The organism is Shewanella sp. SM23 (assembly GCF_025654295.1).
GTDB classification, from domain to species: domain Bacteria; phylum Pseudomonadota; class Gammaproteobacteria; order Enterobacterales; family Shewanellaceae; genus Shewanella; species Shewanella oncorhynchi.
This window is the reverse complement of sequence record NZ_JAKKRM010000002.1, coordinates 48268-66908: the sequence shown is the minus strand read 5'-3', so window position 1 is coordinate 66908 and position 18641 is coordinate 48268. Positions and strand designations below refer to the sequence as shown.

16 protein-coding genes are annotated in these 18641 nt (G+C 43.5%); 7 read left to right on the top strand and 9 right to left on the bottom strand.

Translation table 11 applies throughout. From position 1 onward, the window contains the following. Positions 1-190 precede the first annotated feature (190 nt). Positions 191-2833, bottom strand: coding sequence for a type I DNA topoisomerase (topA, locus tag L5L98_RS03435; RefSeq protein ID WP_263138532.1), 2643 nt, complete (start codon positions 2831-2833; stop codon positions 191-193). A 330-nt stretch (positions 2834-3163) separates the two neighbouring features. Between topA and astB the strand changes: the two genes are divergently transcribed. Then, positions 3164-4498 (top strand): N-succinylarginine dihydrolase, encoded by a 1335-nt coding sequence (gene astB, locus L5L98_RS03430; protein ID WP_263138530.1) that lies wholly within the window; start codon positions 3164-3166, stop codon positions 4496-4498. Between the two features lie 74 nt (positions 4499-4572). Here astB and L5L98_RS03425 read toward each other — a convergent pair whose 3' ends face one another. Further along, entirely contained in the window at positions 4573-7125 is a 2553-nt protein-coding gene (locus L5L98_RS03425) for an Ig-like domain-containing protein (protein WP_263138528.1), read from the bottom strand. A 222-nt stretch (positions 7126-7347) separates the two neighbouring features. Between L5L98_RS03425 and L5L98_RS03420 the strand changes: the two genes are divergently transcribed. From L5L98_RS03420 to L5L98_RS03405, 4 genes are all read left to right on the top strand, one after another. Continuing rightward, complete coding sequence (locus L5L98_RS03420) at positions 7348-8670, top strand: dicarboxylate/amino acid:cation symporter (RefSeq protein ID WP_263138527.1); 1323 nt, start codon at positions 7348-7350, stop codon at positions 8668-8670. 171 nt (positions 8671-8841) lie between these two features. Beyond that, entirely contained in the window at positions 8842-9201 is a 360-nt protein-coding gene (locus tag L5L98_RS03415; protein ID WP_028759715.1) for a hypothetical protein, read from the top strand. Between the two features lie 182 nt (positions 9202-9383). Next, positions 9384-10058: a response regulator gene (locus tag L5L98_RS03410; protein WP_028759714.1), complete on the top strand. Its 675-nt coding sequence runs from the start codon at positions 9384-9386 to the stop codon at positions 10056-10058. Further along, the gene (locus L5L98_RS03405) at positions 10049-11398 is read left to right on the top strand and encodes a sensor histidine kinase (protein WP_028759713.1); all 1350 of its coding nucleotides are present in this window, start codon (positions 10049-10051) and stop codon (positions 11396-11398) included. Before L5L98_RS03410 ends, L5L98_RS03405 begins: the two co-directional genes overlap by 10 nt. A gap of 15 nt (positions 11399-11413) precedes the next feature. Here the strand turns inward: L5L98_RS03405 and L5L98_RS03400 are convergent, their stop codons facing one another. Continuing rightward, a complete protein-coding gene (locus L5L98_RS03400; protein WP_219252617.1) occupies positions 11414-12109 on the bottom strand; it encodes a 2OG-Fe(II) oxygenase in 696 nt (231 codons plus the stop codon). A gap of 118 nt (positions 12110-12227) precedes the next feature. On the opposite strand from L5L98_RS03400, the gene L5L98_RS03395 reads away from it, so the two are divergent. Further along, positions 12228-13490, top strand: a complete 1263-nt coding sequence (locus tag L5L98_RS03395; RefSeq protein WP_263138522.1) for an HD-GYP domain-containing protein — start codon at positions 12228-12230, stop codon at positions 13488-13490. Between the two features lie 188 nt (positions 13491-13678). Here the strand turns inward: L5L98_RS03395 and corA are convergent, their stop codons facing one another. The 4 genes from corA to cobB all read right to left on the bottom strand — a co-directional run bounded on the left by corA (position 13679) and on the right by cobB (position 16627). After that, complete coding sequence (gene corA, locus L5L98_RS03390) at positions 13679-14626, bottom strand: magnesium/cobalt transporter CorA (RefSeq protein ID WP_028759710.1); 948 nt, start codon at positions 14624-14626, stop codon at positions 13679-13681. A 127-nt stretch (positions 14627-14753) separates the two neighbouring features. Beyond that, on the bottom strand, positions 14754-15125 hold the full coding sequence (locus tag L5L98_RS03385; protein WP_028759709.1) for a hypothetical protein: 372 nt from the start codon (positions 15123-15125) through the stop codon (positions 14754-14756). A 324-nt stretch (positions 15126-15449) separates the two neighbouring features. Then, entirely contained in the window at positions 15450-15899 is a 450-nt protein-coding gene (locus L5L98_RS03380) for an ATP-binding protein (protein WP_198572329.1), read from the bottom strand. Then, positions 15896-16627, bottom strand: coding sequence for a Sir2 family NAD+-dependent deacetylase (gene cobB / locus L5L98_RS03375; protein WP_263138521.1), 732 nt, complete (start codon positions 16625-16627; stop codon positions 15896-15898). The genes L5L98_RS03380 and cobB overlap by 4 nt, the downstream gene beginning before the upstream one ends. Before the next feature lie 257 nt (positions 16628-16884). Between cobB and fur the strand changes: the two genes are divergently transcribed. After that, complete coding sequence (gene fur / locus L5L98_RS03370; protein ID WP_028759706.1) at positions 16885-17316, top strand: ferric iron uptake transcriptional regulator; 432 nt, start codon at positions 16885-16887, stop codon at positions 17314-17316. Between the two features lie 83 nt (positions 17317-17399). On the opposite strand, the gene L5L98_RS03365 is transcribed toward fur, so the two are convergent. Continuing rightward, on the bottom strand, positions 17400-17897 hold the full coding sequence (locus tag L5L98_RS03365) for a GNAT family N-acetyltransferase (protein ID WP_263138516.1): 498 nt from the start codon (positions 17895-17897) through the stop codon (positions 17400-17402). A gap of 95 nt (positions 17898-17992) precedes the next feature. Continuing rightward, a complete protein-coding gene (gene rnk, locus L5L98_RS03360) occupies positions 17993-18400 on the bottom strand; it encodes a nucleoside diphosphate kinase regulator (protein ID WP_028759704.1) in 408 nt (135 codons plus the stop codon). Positions 18401-18641: the final 241 nt, after the last annotated feature.

Sequence of the window (18641 nt, the reverse complement as noted above, 5' to 3'; positions counted from 1 at the left end):
AGTGTAAAGTACTCAGTAAGTGTAAAGTACTCAGTAAGTGTAAAGTACTCAGTAAGTGTAAAGTACTCAACATGTTTAAATTATTATCTATAGCAACAAATTGATATCGAAAAAATGCAAACAAAAAGCCAAGTCATAATTGACTTGGCTTTTTGTTGTTCTCTTAGCGTTAAGCTAGCTTAATCAGTCACTATGCGCCTTTCTTGGCCTTCTTGGTAGATTCACTCACCCACTTCCCATTGACGTAATGCGCAGACCAACCAGTGGCTTTGCCATCGACTTCAGTCGCAACGTATTGCTCTTTCGTCTTACGGCTAAACTTCACAGCAGCCTTGTTACCATCGTCATCAGTGACTGGCGCATCCGCTAAATACTGATACTTAGGCCATAGCAGGTCACGGTATTGAACCAGCTCCTCAACCAGAGGTGCACGGGTTTCACGTGATTTAGGGAAAGTACTAGCCGCTAAGAAGATACCCGCCGCACCATCACGTAATACGAAATGGGCATCCGATTTACTGCATTTCAGTTCGGGTAAATAAATAGGATCTTCTTTTGGCGGCGCCGCCTCACCATTTTTCAACAGTTTACGAGTATTTTTACATTCCTCGTTAGTACAACCGAAATACTTACCAAAACGACCATTTTTCAGTTCCATATCGTGACCACAGCGATCACACTCAATCAGTGGACCTTCATAGCCTTTGATCTTGAATTGGCCTTCTTCGACTTCATAGCCTTCACAGATTGGATTGTTACCGCAGACGTGTAACTTACGCTTCTCATCGATCAGGTAACTGTCCATTGCCGTGCCACAAATACTACAACGGTGCTTCGCACGCAGTGCATCTGTTTCGGCATCTTCACTGTTTTCGCTAATCGCCTCAACGCCAGGCGTGAGGTTCATCGTCGTCTTACAGCGTTCTTTAGGGGGCAATTCATAACCAGAGCAACCAAGGAAAACCCCAGTCGTTCCAGTGCGGATCCCCATAGGACGACCACAAGTTGGGCACTTGATATCCGTCATCACCATTTGGTTAAGACGCATGCCACCTTCTTCAGGATCCAGCTCCGCTTTTTCTAATTGCTTAGTAAAGTCAGCATAGAAACCATCGAGTACTTTTTTCCAGTCTAACTCGCCCCGAGCCACATCATCTAATGTTTGCTCCATGCTGGCGGTAAAGTCATAGCTCATCAAATCAGCAAAACTGCTCACCAATCGTTCGCTGACAATTTCACCCATTTTTTCGGCATAGAAACGACGATTTTCTACTTTTACATAACCACGATCTTGAATCGTTGAAATGATGGTTGCGTAGGTTGATGGGCGGCCAATACCGCGTTTTTCTAATTCTTTTACTAAAGAAGCTTCGCTGTATCGTGCTGGCGGCTTAGTAAAATGTTGTTTAGGCTGCAATTCTTTTAATGCTAATACATCGCCCTGTGCCACGAATGGTAACGTATTGTCTTCTTCGTTTTTCTTCTTAAGCGCTGTTTGTACGCGAGTCCAACCATCAAAACGTAAGGTACGTCCCGTAGCTTTGAGCTCATAATCGCCCGCTTTTACGGTCAACTTAGTGGCATCATATTGTGCAGGTGTCATTTGACATGAGACAAACTGTCGCCAAATAAGCTCATATAAGCGCTGAGCGTCACGTTCCATGTCAGATAAGGTCGCTGCTTGCACTTGAACGTTCGATGGACGAATCGCTTCGTGAGCCTCTTGTGCGCCTTCCTTAGAACCATAACGAATGGGTTCAGCGGGTAGATATTTATCACCAAACTCTTTAGCAATCATATCACGCAGGTTTTCAACGGCTTCTTGACTCAAATTGGTCGAGTCGGTACGCATATAAGTGATATGACCGGCTTCGTAAAGTCGCTGCGCCATCATCATGGTCTTCTTCACACCGAAACCTAAGCGTGTACTCGCGGCCTGTTGCAGTGTCGACGTAATAAAAGGAGCCGATGGTTTACTTTGAGTCGCTTTATCTTCGCGGGCCAGCACAGTAAAACTTGCCGCAGATAACGCTTGAACCGCAGCCATCGCTTGCTGTTCATTGATAGGATTGAAGGCAGCATCTAAATGCTTAACCACTTCCATCCGCAAAGCTTCTTGAGCGGGCGTATTGAGCTCTGCGTGTACATCCCAAAATTCTTCAGGCACAAAAGCTTTGATTTCGCTTTCGCGTTCAACCACTAAACGCACGGCAACCGACTGCACTCGCCCAGCGGATAAACCGCGAGCAACTTTTTTCCACAGTAGAGGCGACACCATAAAACCGACAACTCTGTCTAAGAAGCGGCGCGCTTGTTGGGCATTAACCATGTTAGTGTCGAGTGTCGACGGTTTACTAAAAGCATCTTGAATCGCAGACTTAGTAATTTCGTTGAAAACAACACGTTGATATCGTGAAGGATCACCACCAATCACCTCTTGCAAATGCCAGGCGATAGCTTCTCCCTCACGGTCTAAGTCGGTTGCGAGATAGATTTGGTCAGCAGAATCGGCAAGTGCCTGTAACTCTTTAACGACTTTTTCTTTACCCGGCAAAATTTGGTACTTAGCCGCCCAGCCCTTTTCAGGGTTTACGCCCATACGAGACACTAGCGCTTGCTGATCTTTCACCTTTTTATATTGAGCTTTTTCTTCTGGCGACATCTTCTTAACTTCGGCAGCGGATTTAACCTTTTCATTGCCTTCTGAAGTCGATGATGTCGGCAGATCACGGATGTGACCTACGCTCGATTTAACGATGAATTCTTTGCCAAGATATTTATTAATAGTCTTAGCTTTGGCCGGTGATTCGACAATAACTAGCGATTTACCCATAGTTTAATTTGCGCCAAAAAATCTCAAGAAGGTGGAAATTGGCACCATATATAGAGGGTTGTACTGATAGTTTCAAGTTAATCCCTCTTTTATATGTACCAGCGAGTCACTTTTTAATCAAAGTTGAAAAAATGTAAAAATATAATATGCGTAATTAAAAACTAATATTTCATTATTTGCCAGCAAGCAAGAAATAGTTATGCATTTATCGTGAAAAAGTCGCTTTGAGCACAAAACCGTCCGCTTGTGCGCTCGAAAAGCTTCAGTATACTGGGTTCCCTCAGGGACCATATGAACAAATAATAACTTTCCCTATCACAAGGATAAGCAATGAAGCACTTTGAAGCGAATTTTGATGGACTCGTTGGACCAACACACAATTACGCAGGGTTGTCTTTTGGCAATGTCGCCTCACTTAGCAATGCCGCCTTAGTTTCCAACCCCAAAGCTGCTGCAAAACAAGGACTCCAAAAAGCCAAAGCACTAGCCGATATGGGCATGGTTCAAGGAATATTAGCTCCTCAAGAGCGCCCAGACCTCTATACATTGCGCCGAATTGGATTTTCTGGCTCTGATGCTAATGTACTAAAACAAGCGGCAAAAGAAGCGCCCATATTACTTAATGCCTGTTGCAGTGCTTCCAGTATGTGGACAGCCAATGCCGCTACCGTCTCACCAAGTGCAGATACACGTGACGGCAAACTGCATTTTACCCCAGCAAATTTAGTCGATAAACTGCATCGCAGCATCGAGCCTTTGACAACGGGGCGCATATTAACAGCAACTTTCAGTGATCCCCACTATTTTCATCACCATAGTCACTTACCTGAGCATAATAGCTTCGGTGATGAAGGTGCCGCAAACCACACTCGTCTCTGCAATGAATACGGCCATGCTGGTGTTGAGCTGTTTGTTTATGGACAAGAAGCCACCAATCCCAACGCCCCTAAACCGCAAAAATATCCAGCAAGACAAACCTTAGAAGCGTCGATGGCAGTCGCACGCTTACATCAGCTGGAAGACGATAATTGCGTCTTCATCCAACAGAATCCTGATGTGATTGATCAAGGTGTATTCCATAACGATGTTATCGCAGTAGGTAATCAAAATGTCCTGTTCTACCACGAACAAGCCTTCTTAAATACCCAGAATAAGATCGATGAAATTAAACGTAAACTCGACACTGAGCTGTATTTCATTGAAGTGCCAACCGCGAAAGTAGCAATTAACGACGCAGTCAAAAGCTATTTATTCAATACTCAAATTATTACGTTGCCATCCGGTGAAATGGCGATTATTGCCCCAACAGATTGCCAAGAAAATCCCGCGGTATTTGACTATTTGAACGAATTACTCACATTAAACACGCCGATTAAGCAAGTGCTTTATTTCGACGTAAAACAAAGCATGCAAAACGGTGGCGGCCCTGCCTGTCTTCGTTTACGTGTCGCCATGAATGAAGTGGAAGTCGCAGCGGTAAATCAACACACTCTAATGAATGATGCTTTATTTACTCGTTTAAACCTTTGGGTAGACAAACATTATCGTGACAGATTAACCACCCAAGATCTTGCAGACCCTCAGCTAATCATCGAATCTCGAACAGCTCTGGATGAACTGACACAGATCATGAAACTAGGTAGCGTGTATCAGTTCCAAAGGTAAAGTTAAGCTTTACCCTAATAAAATAAGGTGCCAGTGGCACCTTATTTTATTAGGGTAAAGACAGCCTCATTTAGCTATCTCACAAGAATAGGAATATTTAACACCTCTGTTGTTGTTCCAGCAATATCCCCTCCCTGTGCATCTTTTACACCCGGAGTGGTAACAGTGACGATTAGATTTCCTGAATCAGCTTGATCGCCACCTTTTAAGCTAACCACAAACTGACGGCCACCGTTATAATTTGTACTCGGCCATGTGTAACTAGTTGAGCTTGTCACCGTCGCGCCCGTTGCTTTAAAGTTCACCACAGTTCCAGCAGGCATTTGTTGATTATTGATATCAGCGATAGTAAACATCACGGAGGCAGAGCCTTTAATCGCAATATCAATCTGCCCATTATTGGGAATAGCATCGGCAATTAAGGTATTTTCAGCACGAGTGGCAATCGCATCACTTCCTGACATCACTAATACAAGTGAGCGGCGTACGGATATGGATTCTTGCGGACTGCATTTGACTGATGCCGCGGCGGAATTATCACATAACACACCACTGTACTCTCCATCGGCTAAATCAAAAACACCTTGTCCTGTCGGGTTAACTGGGTCAATAAAATCGGTAAAAGTCTCACGATCACCAGAAGTATCCGTTGAACCATTCTTTGGATATTTAGGTGTATAAATACCATCTTCATTATGGTCAACAAATGCCTCAGTAAGATCATAACAATCCCCACTATTATCACGACCACAATTCGTAGGAGTTCCCACAAATAAACTAAACTCACTATCAGTATCGAGAATGTTGTTACTGTTTAAATCAGGAAATGATTCCTCACCAATGGCAGTGGCAGTAATAGTCACCCTACCGCCATAGGGTTGACCAAAATAATTTCCCAGATATGTTTTACTGGCAAAATTGCTCTCGGCTCTAAGCATTGCATTAGGATCTTGGTTCTGATTGCCATTTGCATCAAAAAGCGGTCCATTACCATCAACACCCACAGGACGTGGTTGCTGGCTTGTCCATACAACAGAACAAACCCCTTTTTGCGTTTGGCAAGAACTATCTATCGAACCACCCTCAGCAGTAAATACTACAGCGGTTCCATCAGGTACAGGGTTATTAAATGCATCGGCTAGACGGGCTGTAATAGTGACCTTAGCGCCGTCATAATTCCAACCTTCAATATTAAGAACGGAAGCTGAGAGTGAAAAACTGTCTTGATCTGGTTTACCTGTCGAAACCACGAGTACATTGGATTGACTCGAAATTAAGGGGTTAGTCTCATCAATACTTGCCGTAACCCTTACCGTTGTCGCAACGGTGCCGGAATTAACCACTGTTTGTACATATCCTTGATTGTTTGATGTTGCGGTGTAGGGGGTTAACATCAATCCAGCTGAATTATTATTCAGTTTAAAACTGACCGCTTTATTTGCGACTGGATTATTGTTGGTATCTAACACCCTAAAACGTAAAGTAGAAGACTCATTGATTCCAGTCCCTTTAATACCAATATGTTCGGGCGTGGCATCAACAAAAACGACACTCCCTGCACTCGCTGACAACACTGTAATGCTACCCGTCGCTGACAAATTTTTGCCACCCACATCCGCGGTCACCGTAATATTGTCAATACCCACACATCCTTTGGCAAGATATGTACTTGTAGCCTGCCCACCCACCGCGGTCACGGGGCTACTAATTATTGCTTCAGGGCTGGCTTTATTTGAACAGGTTGAAGCAAAACGAACATCCACAGGCTCAGTAAACGCCTTACCCTGATCATCTTGTAATAAGATTGAAATAGTTGTAGTCCCTCCTGCTGATAAGGTTAATGCACTCACATCAGCCTTACCCGAGATGAAAGGAGAACCGCTGCCCATTAACACGTTGGTAGCGCCAACAACAAAAACCTGTTCGCCGTTTTCACCAGTATTTAATGATGCTTTTGCAGTACCAGCACCAGGCGTACTTCCCGCATATAAGTTAACGCTTGCTTTACCATTGGCATCTGTGATGGCCGTCTTGACGGGTAAATCTCCAATAGTGGTATCGAAGGTAACAATCGCAGCTTTAGTCAAACCTATAACTGTTGCCGTTAATACACCAGGTGTTGTCGACGTGATGCTATCAATTGAATTTCCAGCAATATCTGTCAATTTCAGGCTCACTTGAGGACCATCACCTGCATCACCACCATCGCCTTGGGTATTGAAAGAAATATCGGCAGTAACTGTGCTTCCACTTGCAGATGTGTAAGTGGCGGTAATTTTACCTGAACCTAATTTGTTTCCAGGTAAGACATTAATAAACACTTTACCATCTGCATTAGTGACACCACTATCTGGAGTTAGAGCTCCTTGTCCATCTATACTGAAGACTATTCGCGCACCAGCAAGAGCACTCGCATTCTTAGTTAAAGTCGCATTCAACTTTCCAGGGATAGCATTCGAAATATCTGTTATTGCCTGTCCATCTGAATTAACTAATTCTAATTTAACAACAAATTTATCAGATGGCGGAGTACCGGAACCATCATCAGAGATACTGCCTCCACCACCACATGCTAATAATAAAAGCGAACACAATCCTGCGAGAAAAACCTTATACGCTGACTTCATTGTCAGGCTCCCTGTTACTCTGATGATAATACCTAAGCGAGACGCTTATTACTTATAGGCTAACATTACACAATTTTCACGCAACTTTCCCATAACTATCTTATTTTATTTCGCAAAATTGATAAATACTTTAACATTAATTGTCATTTCATCTTCACGATTTTCTTGCTAGTCTTGTGAGCGCCAAAAAATAGAATGTATAAAAAACACACAGGACTCTCTATGGCAATTTCTATAAAAAATAAACTCGGCCTTACAAGTAAAATTCTGATCGGTATGGGAACAGGTATTGCTTTAGGCCTCTTTCTTCGTAATGCCTTTCCAGAAAGCGATATAGTAAAAGATTATATTACCGAAGGTTTCTTGCATGTTATCGGTACTATCTTCATCTCCAGCTTAAAAATGTTAGTCGTTCCTTTAGTATTTATTTCATTAGTTTGCGGAACTTGCTCACTGAGTGAACCTTCAAAATTAGGCCGCTTAGGGGGGAAAACCCTCGCCTTCTATTTATTCACGACCGCCATTGCTTTAGTGATTGCGATTGTCAGCGCAGCCCTAATACATCCTGGAAACGCCTCACTGGCGTCAGAAAAAATGGAGTACGTCGCAAAAGAAGCCCCAAGTCTTGCTGATGTGCTGATAAACATAGTGCCTACCAATCCGATGCAGGCATTGAGCGAAGGTAATATGCTGCAAATTATTATTTTTGCGGTCATTTTTGGCTTTGCTATTGCCCATATTGGTGAGCGCGGCAAACGTATTGCGGCGTTGTTTGAAGATTTAAATGAAGTCATCATGCGTGTCGTGACACTGATCATGCAACTCGCGCCCTATGGTGTGTTTGCGCTGATGGCAAAACTTGCATTAACACTCGGTTTAGAGACCTTTGGTAGTGTGGTTCAATATTTCTTCGTGGTCTTAGGTGTATTACTGGTCCATGCGTTTATCGTTTATCCAATCCTTTTAAAACTTTTCTCAGGCCTCAACCCCTTAATATTCATTCGTAAAATGCGCGATGTGCAGTTGTTTGCTTTTTCAACCGCCAGTTCAAATGCCACTTTACCCATTACCATAGAAGCGTCTGAACATAGATTAGGTGTCGATAATAAAATTGCCGCTTTTACGCTACCGTTAGGCGCTACCATTAATATGGATGGCACAGCAATCATGCAAGGCGTTGCCACTGTGTTTATTGCGCAGGTTTTTGGCATTGAGCTCTCACTAACCGATTATGCCGTTGTTGTTGTGACTGCCACGTTAGCATCAATTGGTACCGCGGGTGTTCCAGGTGTCGGACTTATCATGCTGGCCATGGTGTTAAATCAAGTTGGCTTGCCAGTGGAAGGGATTGCCCTGATTATCGGTGTCGATCGCTTACTCGACATGGTACGTACTGCTGTAAACGTCACTGGTGATTGCGTAGCAACTGTAATTATTGCTAAATCAGAGGGCGAATTTAACGAGCAAGTGTTTAACAACACTCAAGCGGGTAAAGTTGCTAGAAGTTTTGATGAGCAAGTTCATCATTTAGATCAATCGAACTAAACCTCACAAAGACCAAAATGACGCCCAGCTTCAGTGTTGGGCGTTTTTGTTTGAACGCAATACAGTTAACATGTCTATTGTTAGCAAAATGTGAACGCACCAATAGTACGGAAGTTTGTTTTTAGATACATTATGTTTACTATTTTAATACGTTTAATGGGAGGGGTATAAATGTGGTGGAGAAGTCTTTGGATCCTGATTGCATGCTGGTTATTGAGTGCCCACTTCGTACGTTACGAACAAATTAACTTTGCAATTCCTTTTGCACTTGCGCCTTTGGTCTTATTTTTTAACTCAGTTTACTTACTTCGTTTATTACAAATTTTATTATTTATAAGTGTCTTTGCCGTCTGGGGCGTCACAACCATTGAAGCGGTACATCTGCGATTAGCGCAAGAAATGCCTTGGTTGAGATTGTCTTTTATCATGATGGCGGTGATGTTATTTACCTTAGGCGCGATTATGTGTGGCAACGGCATTTTGCGGATCAGAAAACAAAAATCGCCTTGGGGAAATTCCCCAATACGCTAACACTTTAATAGCAAAACCTTCTTATTCAACAATAAATTAGTACTTATTTTGACCACAAGTTCAACTCGGTCAGCAAAGGTTAAGTTCAACTAAGATATGCTGATCCTCTATTTGGTTATCAGTGTGATTTTACGTAGACTAGTTTGCTAAAGCTTAGCTCATACACTTTAAGGCATTATATTATGAGAATTTTGGTTGTTGAAGACGATCCTATTTTATCCCACCACTTAAAAGTGCAATTAAGCGATCTCGGCAATCAAGTTCAAGTGGCACTGACTGCCAAAGAAGGTTTTTATCAAGCCACTAATTATCCCATCGATGTCGCCATTGTCGATTTAGGGCTACCCGATCAAGATGGTATTAGCTTAATTCAACAGCTCCGTGAAGCGGGTCTTAAAGCACCAATATTAATTCTCACGGCACGAGTTAATTGGCAGGATAAAGTTGAAGGCCTAAACGCCGGAGCCGATGACTACTTAGTGAAACCCTTTCAAAAAGAAGAGCTTGTTGCAAGGCTTGATGCCTTAGTGCGCCGTAGCGCAGGTTTTGTTAAACCTGTGATTTGCAGTGGAGAATTGAAACTCGATCTCGCCGCCAAACAAGTCACTCTGGGTGACGAAGTCATGGAGGTCACTGCCTTTGAATATTTAATCCTCGAATATTTGATGCGCCATTGTCATGAGGTTGTCGCCAAGCAACGTTTACTCGATGTGATTTATGGTGATAAGGAAGGCGATCCCAATACGATTGAAGTTATGGTCAGCCGCTTGCGTAAAAAACTGACCCGCGATGGTATCGATAACCCCATAGTGACCATCCGCGGCCAAGGATATAAATTTAACCTGCCATGCAATTAAGATTAAAATTCAAGAAACGTCTGCTGACACGGATGTTTCTCACCTCACTATCAATTATTACCTTAGTGGGTTTTGGTCTCGCATGGATGGTTAATATTCTGCATGCGCAAAATAGTTATAACGAAGAAACGGCCCAACTCATTGCCGAAATTCCCCAAGTCGCCGCCGAATTACGGGAGCACGATCTTATCCCCGATACCAGTGCTTGGTTAGAAGAAAATAATAAACAAGAGCGCTATGTAATAGCGAGTTGCGATGACAAATTTAAGCAGGTTTGGACCTCATCCCTCGCAGTAGATCGTGGATTATTTGATACCTGTGAGCGTTTTAACGAAATCCGTAACGACTCCCCGCCCTACTACCTCACCATGGCTGACGACAGAGGTTATTTCGTCTATTTGCTCGCGGTAGAAATTGCCAGTGTGCATTACAACCTCCTTGTCATGAAAGATGCCGCCAAACTGGAGCAAGAATACAGTAAGTTCAGTAAACGTACTTATATTCGTTTAGCCATGGTGTTGGCCTTAGCCTTAATTCTATTGGTCAGCGCCGCCTATTGGGGCATGCGTCCCTTGGTACGGATGCAAAACGAACTGCAATCAATTAACCAAGGTAAGAGTAAATCACTTTCTGAGGGCTATCCTGTTGAACTTGAAGGCGTAACGCAAGCACTCAACCAGATGTTGCAACAATCGAGTGCCCAACAACAGCGCTATCAAAATGCTATGAATGACTTGGCACACAGTCTTAAAACCCGCTTAGCCGCCGTGCATGCCATTACAGATGACGCCAGTTTGAGTAAACAATCGGCAAGCGAAAAGATCATGGAACAAGTCAGCCAGATGGATCAGCTGGTCAAATACCAATTAAAACGGGCCATGTTAGGCCGCCAAGGCCTGAAGCAAGAACAAACTGTTATTGCGCCCTTAGTCGATCAATTAGCACAAATGTTGTTTAAAATTTATCGAGAAAAACAAGTGCAGTTCTCGGCCAACATATCCCCCTCTTTGATGTTCCCCGGCAACAAGGGTGACTTAATGGAGCTGTGTGGCAACCTTATGGAAAATGCTTTCCGCCTGTGTATCAGCCAAGTGCATGTATCGGCTAAAATTAACTCACAAGGTGAGTTTGAACTTATTGTTGAAGATGATGGCCCTGGTGTTGAAGAAAGCTTAAGACAGAAGATTATCCAACGTGGCGTGCGTGCCGATACTCAGTCTCCTGGGCAAGGGATCGGATTAGCTGTCTGTGATGAAATCGTTCACAGCTACGGTGGCAGCTTAAAAATTGAAGAAAGTCGCTTAGAAGGGGCGCTCTTTAGGATCCGTATCCCAGTGTAAGAAACTGAGATACTATCAGGCAATCACCGCATATAACTGTTCGGCTCGATTAAACATGATCCAAGAAGTGGCAATATATTTGTCACCACTCACAGGTTTATTTCCCCGATGTGAATGAGTAAATCCCGCAGGCGCTATCACCATAGTGCCTTTTTTGGGGGAGATTTTACGCTGTTGATAATAAAATTCGGTTTCGCCGCCCTCTTCCACATCATTTAAATAAAACATATAGAGCACGACGCGATGCAGAGCTTCATTGTGGCCATTCTGCGGGAATTGTTCCGAATGCCAATGGGGATAACCGCCTTTATTTTGCTGATACTTTTGAATATTAATACTGCCACTGCGATACAAATACTTCACTAAGCCATCGGCCCTAGGCGCACCCAGCGTCGCAAAATTAGTCGGAGTTAGCGTCACTGGTTGGCCCTGCTCATCACTCACTGACACAGCAACCGCACCCATTAGTGCCATTGAATACTTTGTGAAATAATCTATCGCGCCCTTTAAGGTATAACCTAAGAGTTCGTTTCTGATGGGCTGCAGGTCGATGAAACTATCTAAGGTCAAATCGCGGCTGATCTTCTTCTCCAGATCGACGCCATTGCCCGTTTGTCCATCAACAACGCCAGCATGTTGCTCAAATGCCAGAATGAGACGGTCACACAAGTCATTCGGCAACGCATTAGGGTATACTTCAATAAAGTCCATACTTCCTCAATGGAGTGGCTACTTTCTAGGCTTACTATGCTGACATGTTAGTTAAGTAATTGTAAAGCAGCATCATTGAGATAAAATAACCCACATTACGCTTCACGATAACAAGAATATGAAAAAAAGCTGTAAAGTCTCAGTCCATCAACTTCAAGTCGGCAACTTTGTGCGTTTGCCCGTGGCTTGGAAAGATCATCCCTTTTTATTCAGTAGCTTTCATATTAAACAAGCTGCGCAAATCGAGTTGATTAAAAATCTGGGCATCGAACATGTCATCGTCGATTTAGAACGCAGCGACGTCGCCCCGATACATGCTGATGCGGTCAACCCTATCAAATTGCCGCCAAGTGCTGAAATCAATGTGCTTAAAAACGACATGGATCAATACAAGGCTGAGCAAATCGAAGTACAAAAAAAATTACGCCGTGACATTAATAAAACTGAGCAAAATTTTACCCGCTCAGTAGCCATGATGCGCAGCCTCATCTCTAAGCTACGTAATCGCCCCTTAAATGCGGTCGATGACGCCAAAGATTTGGTGCACACAATAGTCGAACAGCTGCTCAACTCAGATAACTTAGTGCTGCATTTGATGAGTGATGCTAAGCAGGATGAAAGCATTTACTACCACTCCTTGAATGTTGCGATCCTCTCTATGCTGATCGCCAAAGAAATGGAATGGGATAGAAGTGAAATCGAAACGGTCGGTCTCAGTGCCCTGTTCCACGACGTGGGTAAATTAAAAATCCCACCACAAATTCTAAAAAAATCGACACCTTGGTCAGCACCAGAGCTTAATTTTATCAAGCAGCATCCTTTACTTGGGATTGAACTGCTCAAATTAGCCGATAATTTTCCCCAAGCAGCCTTACCTGCAATCACCAATCACCACGAGTTTCTCGATGGCAGTGGTTATCCCAAAGGCCTAAAGGAAGAGGCTCTCGATAAGGTATCGCAACTGATTGCGGTAGTGAACGAATATGACTCCTTGTGTTACCCAAGCCAACAGGGCAAAGCCAGAATGCCCTACGCCGCACTGGGGCATTTGTATAAGCAATACAAAACTAAGCTAAATCAAGAGTATATTGGCAAGATGATCAAGATGCTGGGCATTTACCCCCCCGGCAGTGTGGTGGAATTATCCAGCGGTCAATATGCCATGGTGATGTCGGTTAACTTAACTAAACTACTATGTCCAAAAATATTGGTTTACGATGCCTTAGTGCCCAAAGATCAGGCGCCTATCGTTGATCTGGAAATTGAAGGGATCAACATAGTGCGCTGCTTACCACCTGCGGCGCTTCCTGAAAAAGTCCACGAGTATTTGAATCCGCGCGAGCGAGTGAGTTACTACTTTGGCGGCGATAGTCGTAAGTAGTTGATTAAGAAACTGGCTTAACGATTATGTCTAACGAGCTTCACTCATTTAAGCAAAGTCATCGAGTCTCACTCATTGAATAAAAGTCATTGAATGAACATGATTAATAAAAGTGATAACAATAAGGGTCGAATATTGCATTCGACCCTTGTTGTTAATTCAAGAAATAAACACAGCTCGCGCCAGGCTTATAACCAATGCTTACGTTTAAAGAAGAAGTAAGTACCTGCGGCACTGGCTAACATCATCACAATCGCCATAGGATAACCGTATTGCCACTCAAGCTCAGGCATGCTGGTAAAGTTCATCCCATAACTACTGGCAATCAAGGTCGGTGGTAGAAACACCACTGCGGCAACCGAGAAGATTTTGATGATTTTGTTCTGTTGCAGACCACTGAAACCCATGGCCGCATCGAGCAGAAAGTTTAACTTATCGAAAATAAACTGACTGTGGGGCATCAGCGACTCGATATCCGACAACATTTCCCGCAAGTCCTTTAAATGTTCATCGGATAACTGGCCACGATAATAACGCTGCATATAACGCAGTGAACGCTGAGTATCGAGCAAACTTAATCGGATTTTACCATTAGAGTCTTCTTGCAGAGTGATAAGTTTAAATACATCGTCAAGTTCATCGTTATCAAATACTTGCTCACCGACATTTTCAAGTACAGTGTAAACGTCTTCAATTAAGTCAGATAGATAATCCACTTTCAGATTAAATAATTCGAGAAACAATTCCTGCGGTGTCGATACTTCTAACCGCCCTAAACGCAAATAGTTACGCAGCAAACGGATAAGACCTACGTCTTCTTCACGAATTGTCAGTAAAAAATTGCTACGAAGGTTGAAGGAAACGTTAACGCCGCGCACATCTTGGCCGACACGCTGTGGGAATAACGAATTAATATGCAAGCCGTCACTGTTTTGATAAAAACGTGCTGAGGCCTCAATTTCATTGATATCTTCTTCGTCAGGCACTTCTTCAACAGAAAAATGACTTAACCACTCTCGCTCCTCATCATCGGGTTTATACAGATCTAACCAAATGGTCGACGCGGGAATACTGTCCAGTATGCCGAGCTCTGTCACAGTAAGGTGACGATTATCATAGACATAAGCAGTAATCATTTGTCCTCCTGAAAAAAAACTTAAGTTAACGATTCCACTTAAGTGCAGGCTAAAAAATTGTCGCTAGTTTACCGCATAAGTTGGCAATGAAAAGGCGTGCAAGGTAATTTAGTAAAATAAATATGCCTTAGTCGGTTTCGATAATTGCCAACCGTTCTTGGGTCGAAAAGCGAATATGGATGCCATCGATAGTGACCATTTTCGAGTCTGAGATATCCCCTTTTCGCACACGATACTCGCCGTTATTGTCGGCATTCGGTGACACAATTCTCACAGTGACAATTCTATGCTGATCGCGCCAATACCAAACACTGTAACTCAGCAGGCTAAATCCAATCACTACAAACACACCGGTCAACAGGTATCGGCGCCACAGCGGTTCACTAAAACGCTTTGAACTGAGATTAACAGCCTGAGGTTCAATCTGACGCTTGCGTTTCACCAGTAAAAACCAAGCGCCAGCAATGACTAAGACTGTTAGTAAAATTTTAATGAGCATGGCTCTTTCCTCTGATAAACGTCCGCTTGTGCTCAATTGTCTCGATCAAGCCAGCAGCAATCTTGCATTGACCCTTCAATGCCACACAAGTTAGCGCATTATACGCAGACTTATGTGGATAAACTGTCTTTGGGATCAAGCTTAAAGTGCACAGTCAAATAGATAAGGCGAATGTATGAGCCACACACATGCACATACACATAGACAAAGCAGAACGTTGAAACAGAGTACAACAGACTTATGACAGGGCGAAAACACTGCGGGACCCATACCTAAAATTGATTGCTACAGATCACAACACTCAACATAAGTAAGTACCTGAAATTAAAAATCTTCAAATACCTTCGCCATCCGCTGAATTTGTGCCAAAGGAACGCCGTGGCGATTACGTTTGGCGCATTCCTGCTGATGAGCCAGACTGCTTGGTTCACCCACAAGCACAATTCTAACTTGATAACCTAAGGCTTTTGCCGCCGCTTCATAGGCCATGTATTCCCAGTGGCACAGATTGGTATTGTCACAAATCACCACGGGCTCGCTTGAAGAAAGTGCCTGAATAAACCCCGTCAAATTACATTGATGAAACTCAGGTAATTTCTTGGCATCGAAACGGTATTCATCTTCATGGTAGAAAAAACTATCGGTCGAAAATACGCCACGTTGCCGCACGCCAATGGCTTTTTCTAAAGGAAGGGAAAGAATGTAAGTTTCAACCCAATGTGATTTACCACTGCCCGGTAAGCCACGCATTATAATCGCAACTTTTTCGCTCATGCGTTCGACTCACTGCCAATCACTCGACCCGCTAAAATGGTATCAACCAACTGAGGCACTAACTCCCCCGCTTTTCCTGTGAGGTGATATTGAAACTGACTGTGTCTATCGGGTGCCATCATATTCACTTCGACTGTTTGAGCCCCATGATGGTTAGCAGTATCCACAAAGCCCGCGGCAGGATACACAGTGCCAGAGGTGCCAATGGCAATAAACAAGTCGCAGTTATCGAGCGCATCGTGAATTCGATCCATCCCTAAGGGCATTTCACCAAACCACACCACATGGGGGCGTAATCGCTGAGCCGGAATACAGCAAGTACAGCAATTATCGGCACCAAAGGGCTCACGTAAAATAAAGGTCTGACGTGAGCGCGGACAACGGCCTTTGGATAATTCACCGTGCATATGCAATAGACGGCGCGAGCCCGCACGCTCATGCAGATCATCAATATTTTGTGTGATGATAAGTAATTGACCTTTAAAGTCCGCTTCCAACTTTGCCAAGGCCACATGCGCTGCATTGGGTTCAACCGTGCCACTGTGCAGTTGCAACCAACGACTATTGTAAAATCGCTCTACCAATTCAGCATCACGTTCATACCCTTCTGGTGTAGCAACGTCTTCAATATGATGCTCTTCCCACAGACCATCTTGATCGCGAAAGGTGCGTAAACCCGACTCAGCAGAGATCCCTGCGCCGGTTAACACCACAATTTGCTGGTACATGCCGATTCCTTATTATTTTATTTATTTGAATTATTTTCACTGACTTTGGCAGCCGTGAATATTATTCCTTGGTATAACCATACAAAAACTATGCTTGAATTGCCGCAAAATATTGTGATTTAACGCCTATTGACACAATTTATCTGCATATCGCCCTAGAAAGCCAGAACAAAGGTTTAAGTTTTCAACCTGAGCACCTATAATGGCAAACACTATCCACGGATGAACCTATTGGTTCTGCAATCAAGAGATTAGCAATGACAGATGGAAATCAAGCGCTAAAAAAAGCGGGTTTGAAAATTACCCTGCCACGAGTCAAGATCCTAGAACTGATGCAAGGACCTGAAAACCAACATATCAGTGCAGAAGATTTGTACAAGAAGCTGCTCGATATCGGTGAAGAAATTGGTCTAGCCACCGTCTACCGTGTGTTAAACCAATTTGATGATGCAGGTATTGTCAGTCGCCATCATTTTGAGAGCGGTAAAGCCGTTTTCGAACTATCGACTCAGCATCATCATGATCACTTAGTTTGCCTATCGTGTGGCAAAGTGATTGAGTTTTCAGATGAAGTCATCGAACGTCGTCAAGATGAAATTGCCATGAAACACAACATTAAGCTGACTAATCACAGCTTATATTTGTACGGCACTTGCACCAACGATACCTGTGAGCATAACGACGCCTAAGTCGGCCATTGTGTTTATAAAGCATTAAGCAAAAAACCAGCCTAAGGCTGGTTTTTTATTGGATGATGTTTACGGGCAAACCGCTATAACACCTTGGCGTAGATATTCACTTTATGGCCCATAAACTCATTTTGCTCACGCCAATACATGCCCACACGCTTAGCTACGCCTTCCGAACCGAGATTCCCTGCTAAGATAAGTGCAATCGTCTGGTCAATGCCAAAACGTTTAAATTCGGCTAATGCAGCAAATGCGGCCTCAGTACCAATTCCTGTTCCCCAATACTCAGGGAAATAACGATAACCTAGTTCGACTTCGCTGAATTCTGGAATAAATTTCGGACCACAAAAACCAATCACCCGCTTATCAGCTTTATGCTCTACCGCCCAACGACCAAAACCATGTTGCAGATAATCGACTTGGATCACCTTGTGAAACAACTCAACCGCCTGCTCGCGAGCTGTAAATGCCGCGGTGGGAATGTACTTTAGCATCTCGGGATTACTGTTCATCAAATAAAGCGCTTCACAATCTTGCTCAGTAAATGGTCGAATAATTAACCGTTCAGTTTGGGTTATCATCTTTGCTCCTTCAAAAATGGCACTTAAAAATCAACCAATGGTTCGCTTAAAGTGCACTGGCGTAACGTCAACGACACTACGCCAATACCTCAAGCTTAACGGTGGAAATCACCACTGCGCTCAGGCTGATACAGGATTTCTTCAATACGCACTTTTACCATAGAACCACCCGGACCTGGCCATTCAATTTCATCACCTTGAGAGAGCCCTAATAATGCGCTGCCCACTGGCGCCAAAATAGAAATCGTGCCCGCGCCGTTCACGTCTTTTGGATACACTAAACGTAAACAGAAAGTCTCATTACTGGATGAAACGCTAAACTTCACTTCTGAATTCATGGTCACCACATTCGCGGGCACCTGTGATGCAGGCACAATATCGGCTCTGTCTAATTCAGCCTCCAATGCCGCTTTGCCCGGAAACGCATTTGCCGGCAGTGACTCCAATAATCGCTCTAGTCTTTCTAAGTCAATTTCCGAAATAATGATTTTAGGTGTTTTCACAGTTTTTCCCTCGTAAAAAAATGTGATGTTTAAGCCGTTACTGTGGCTAACATCGACTCTGTTGCTTACCCTCCCCCAATGCGATAAGCCCCATAAAACAAATACGCTCGCAACGATAGACTGCAACCGTGTTAAATAAATTTGAGTTCAAGATTTTTTGCAGAACAGCACTGAAGCCATAAGCACTTAGCTCATGGTTAATGGCTCTACTCACATTATCCTCGCCAATGACACAGACGAG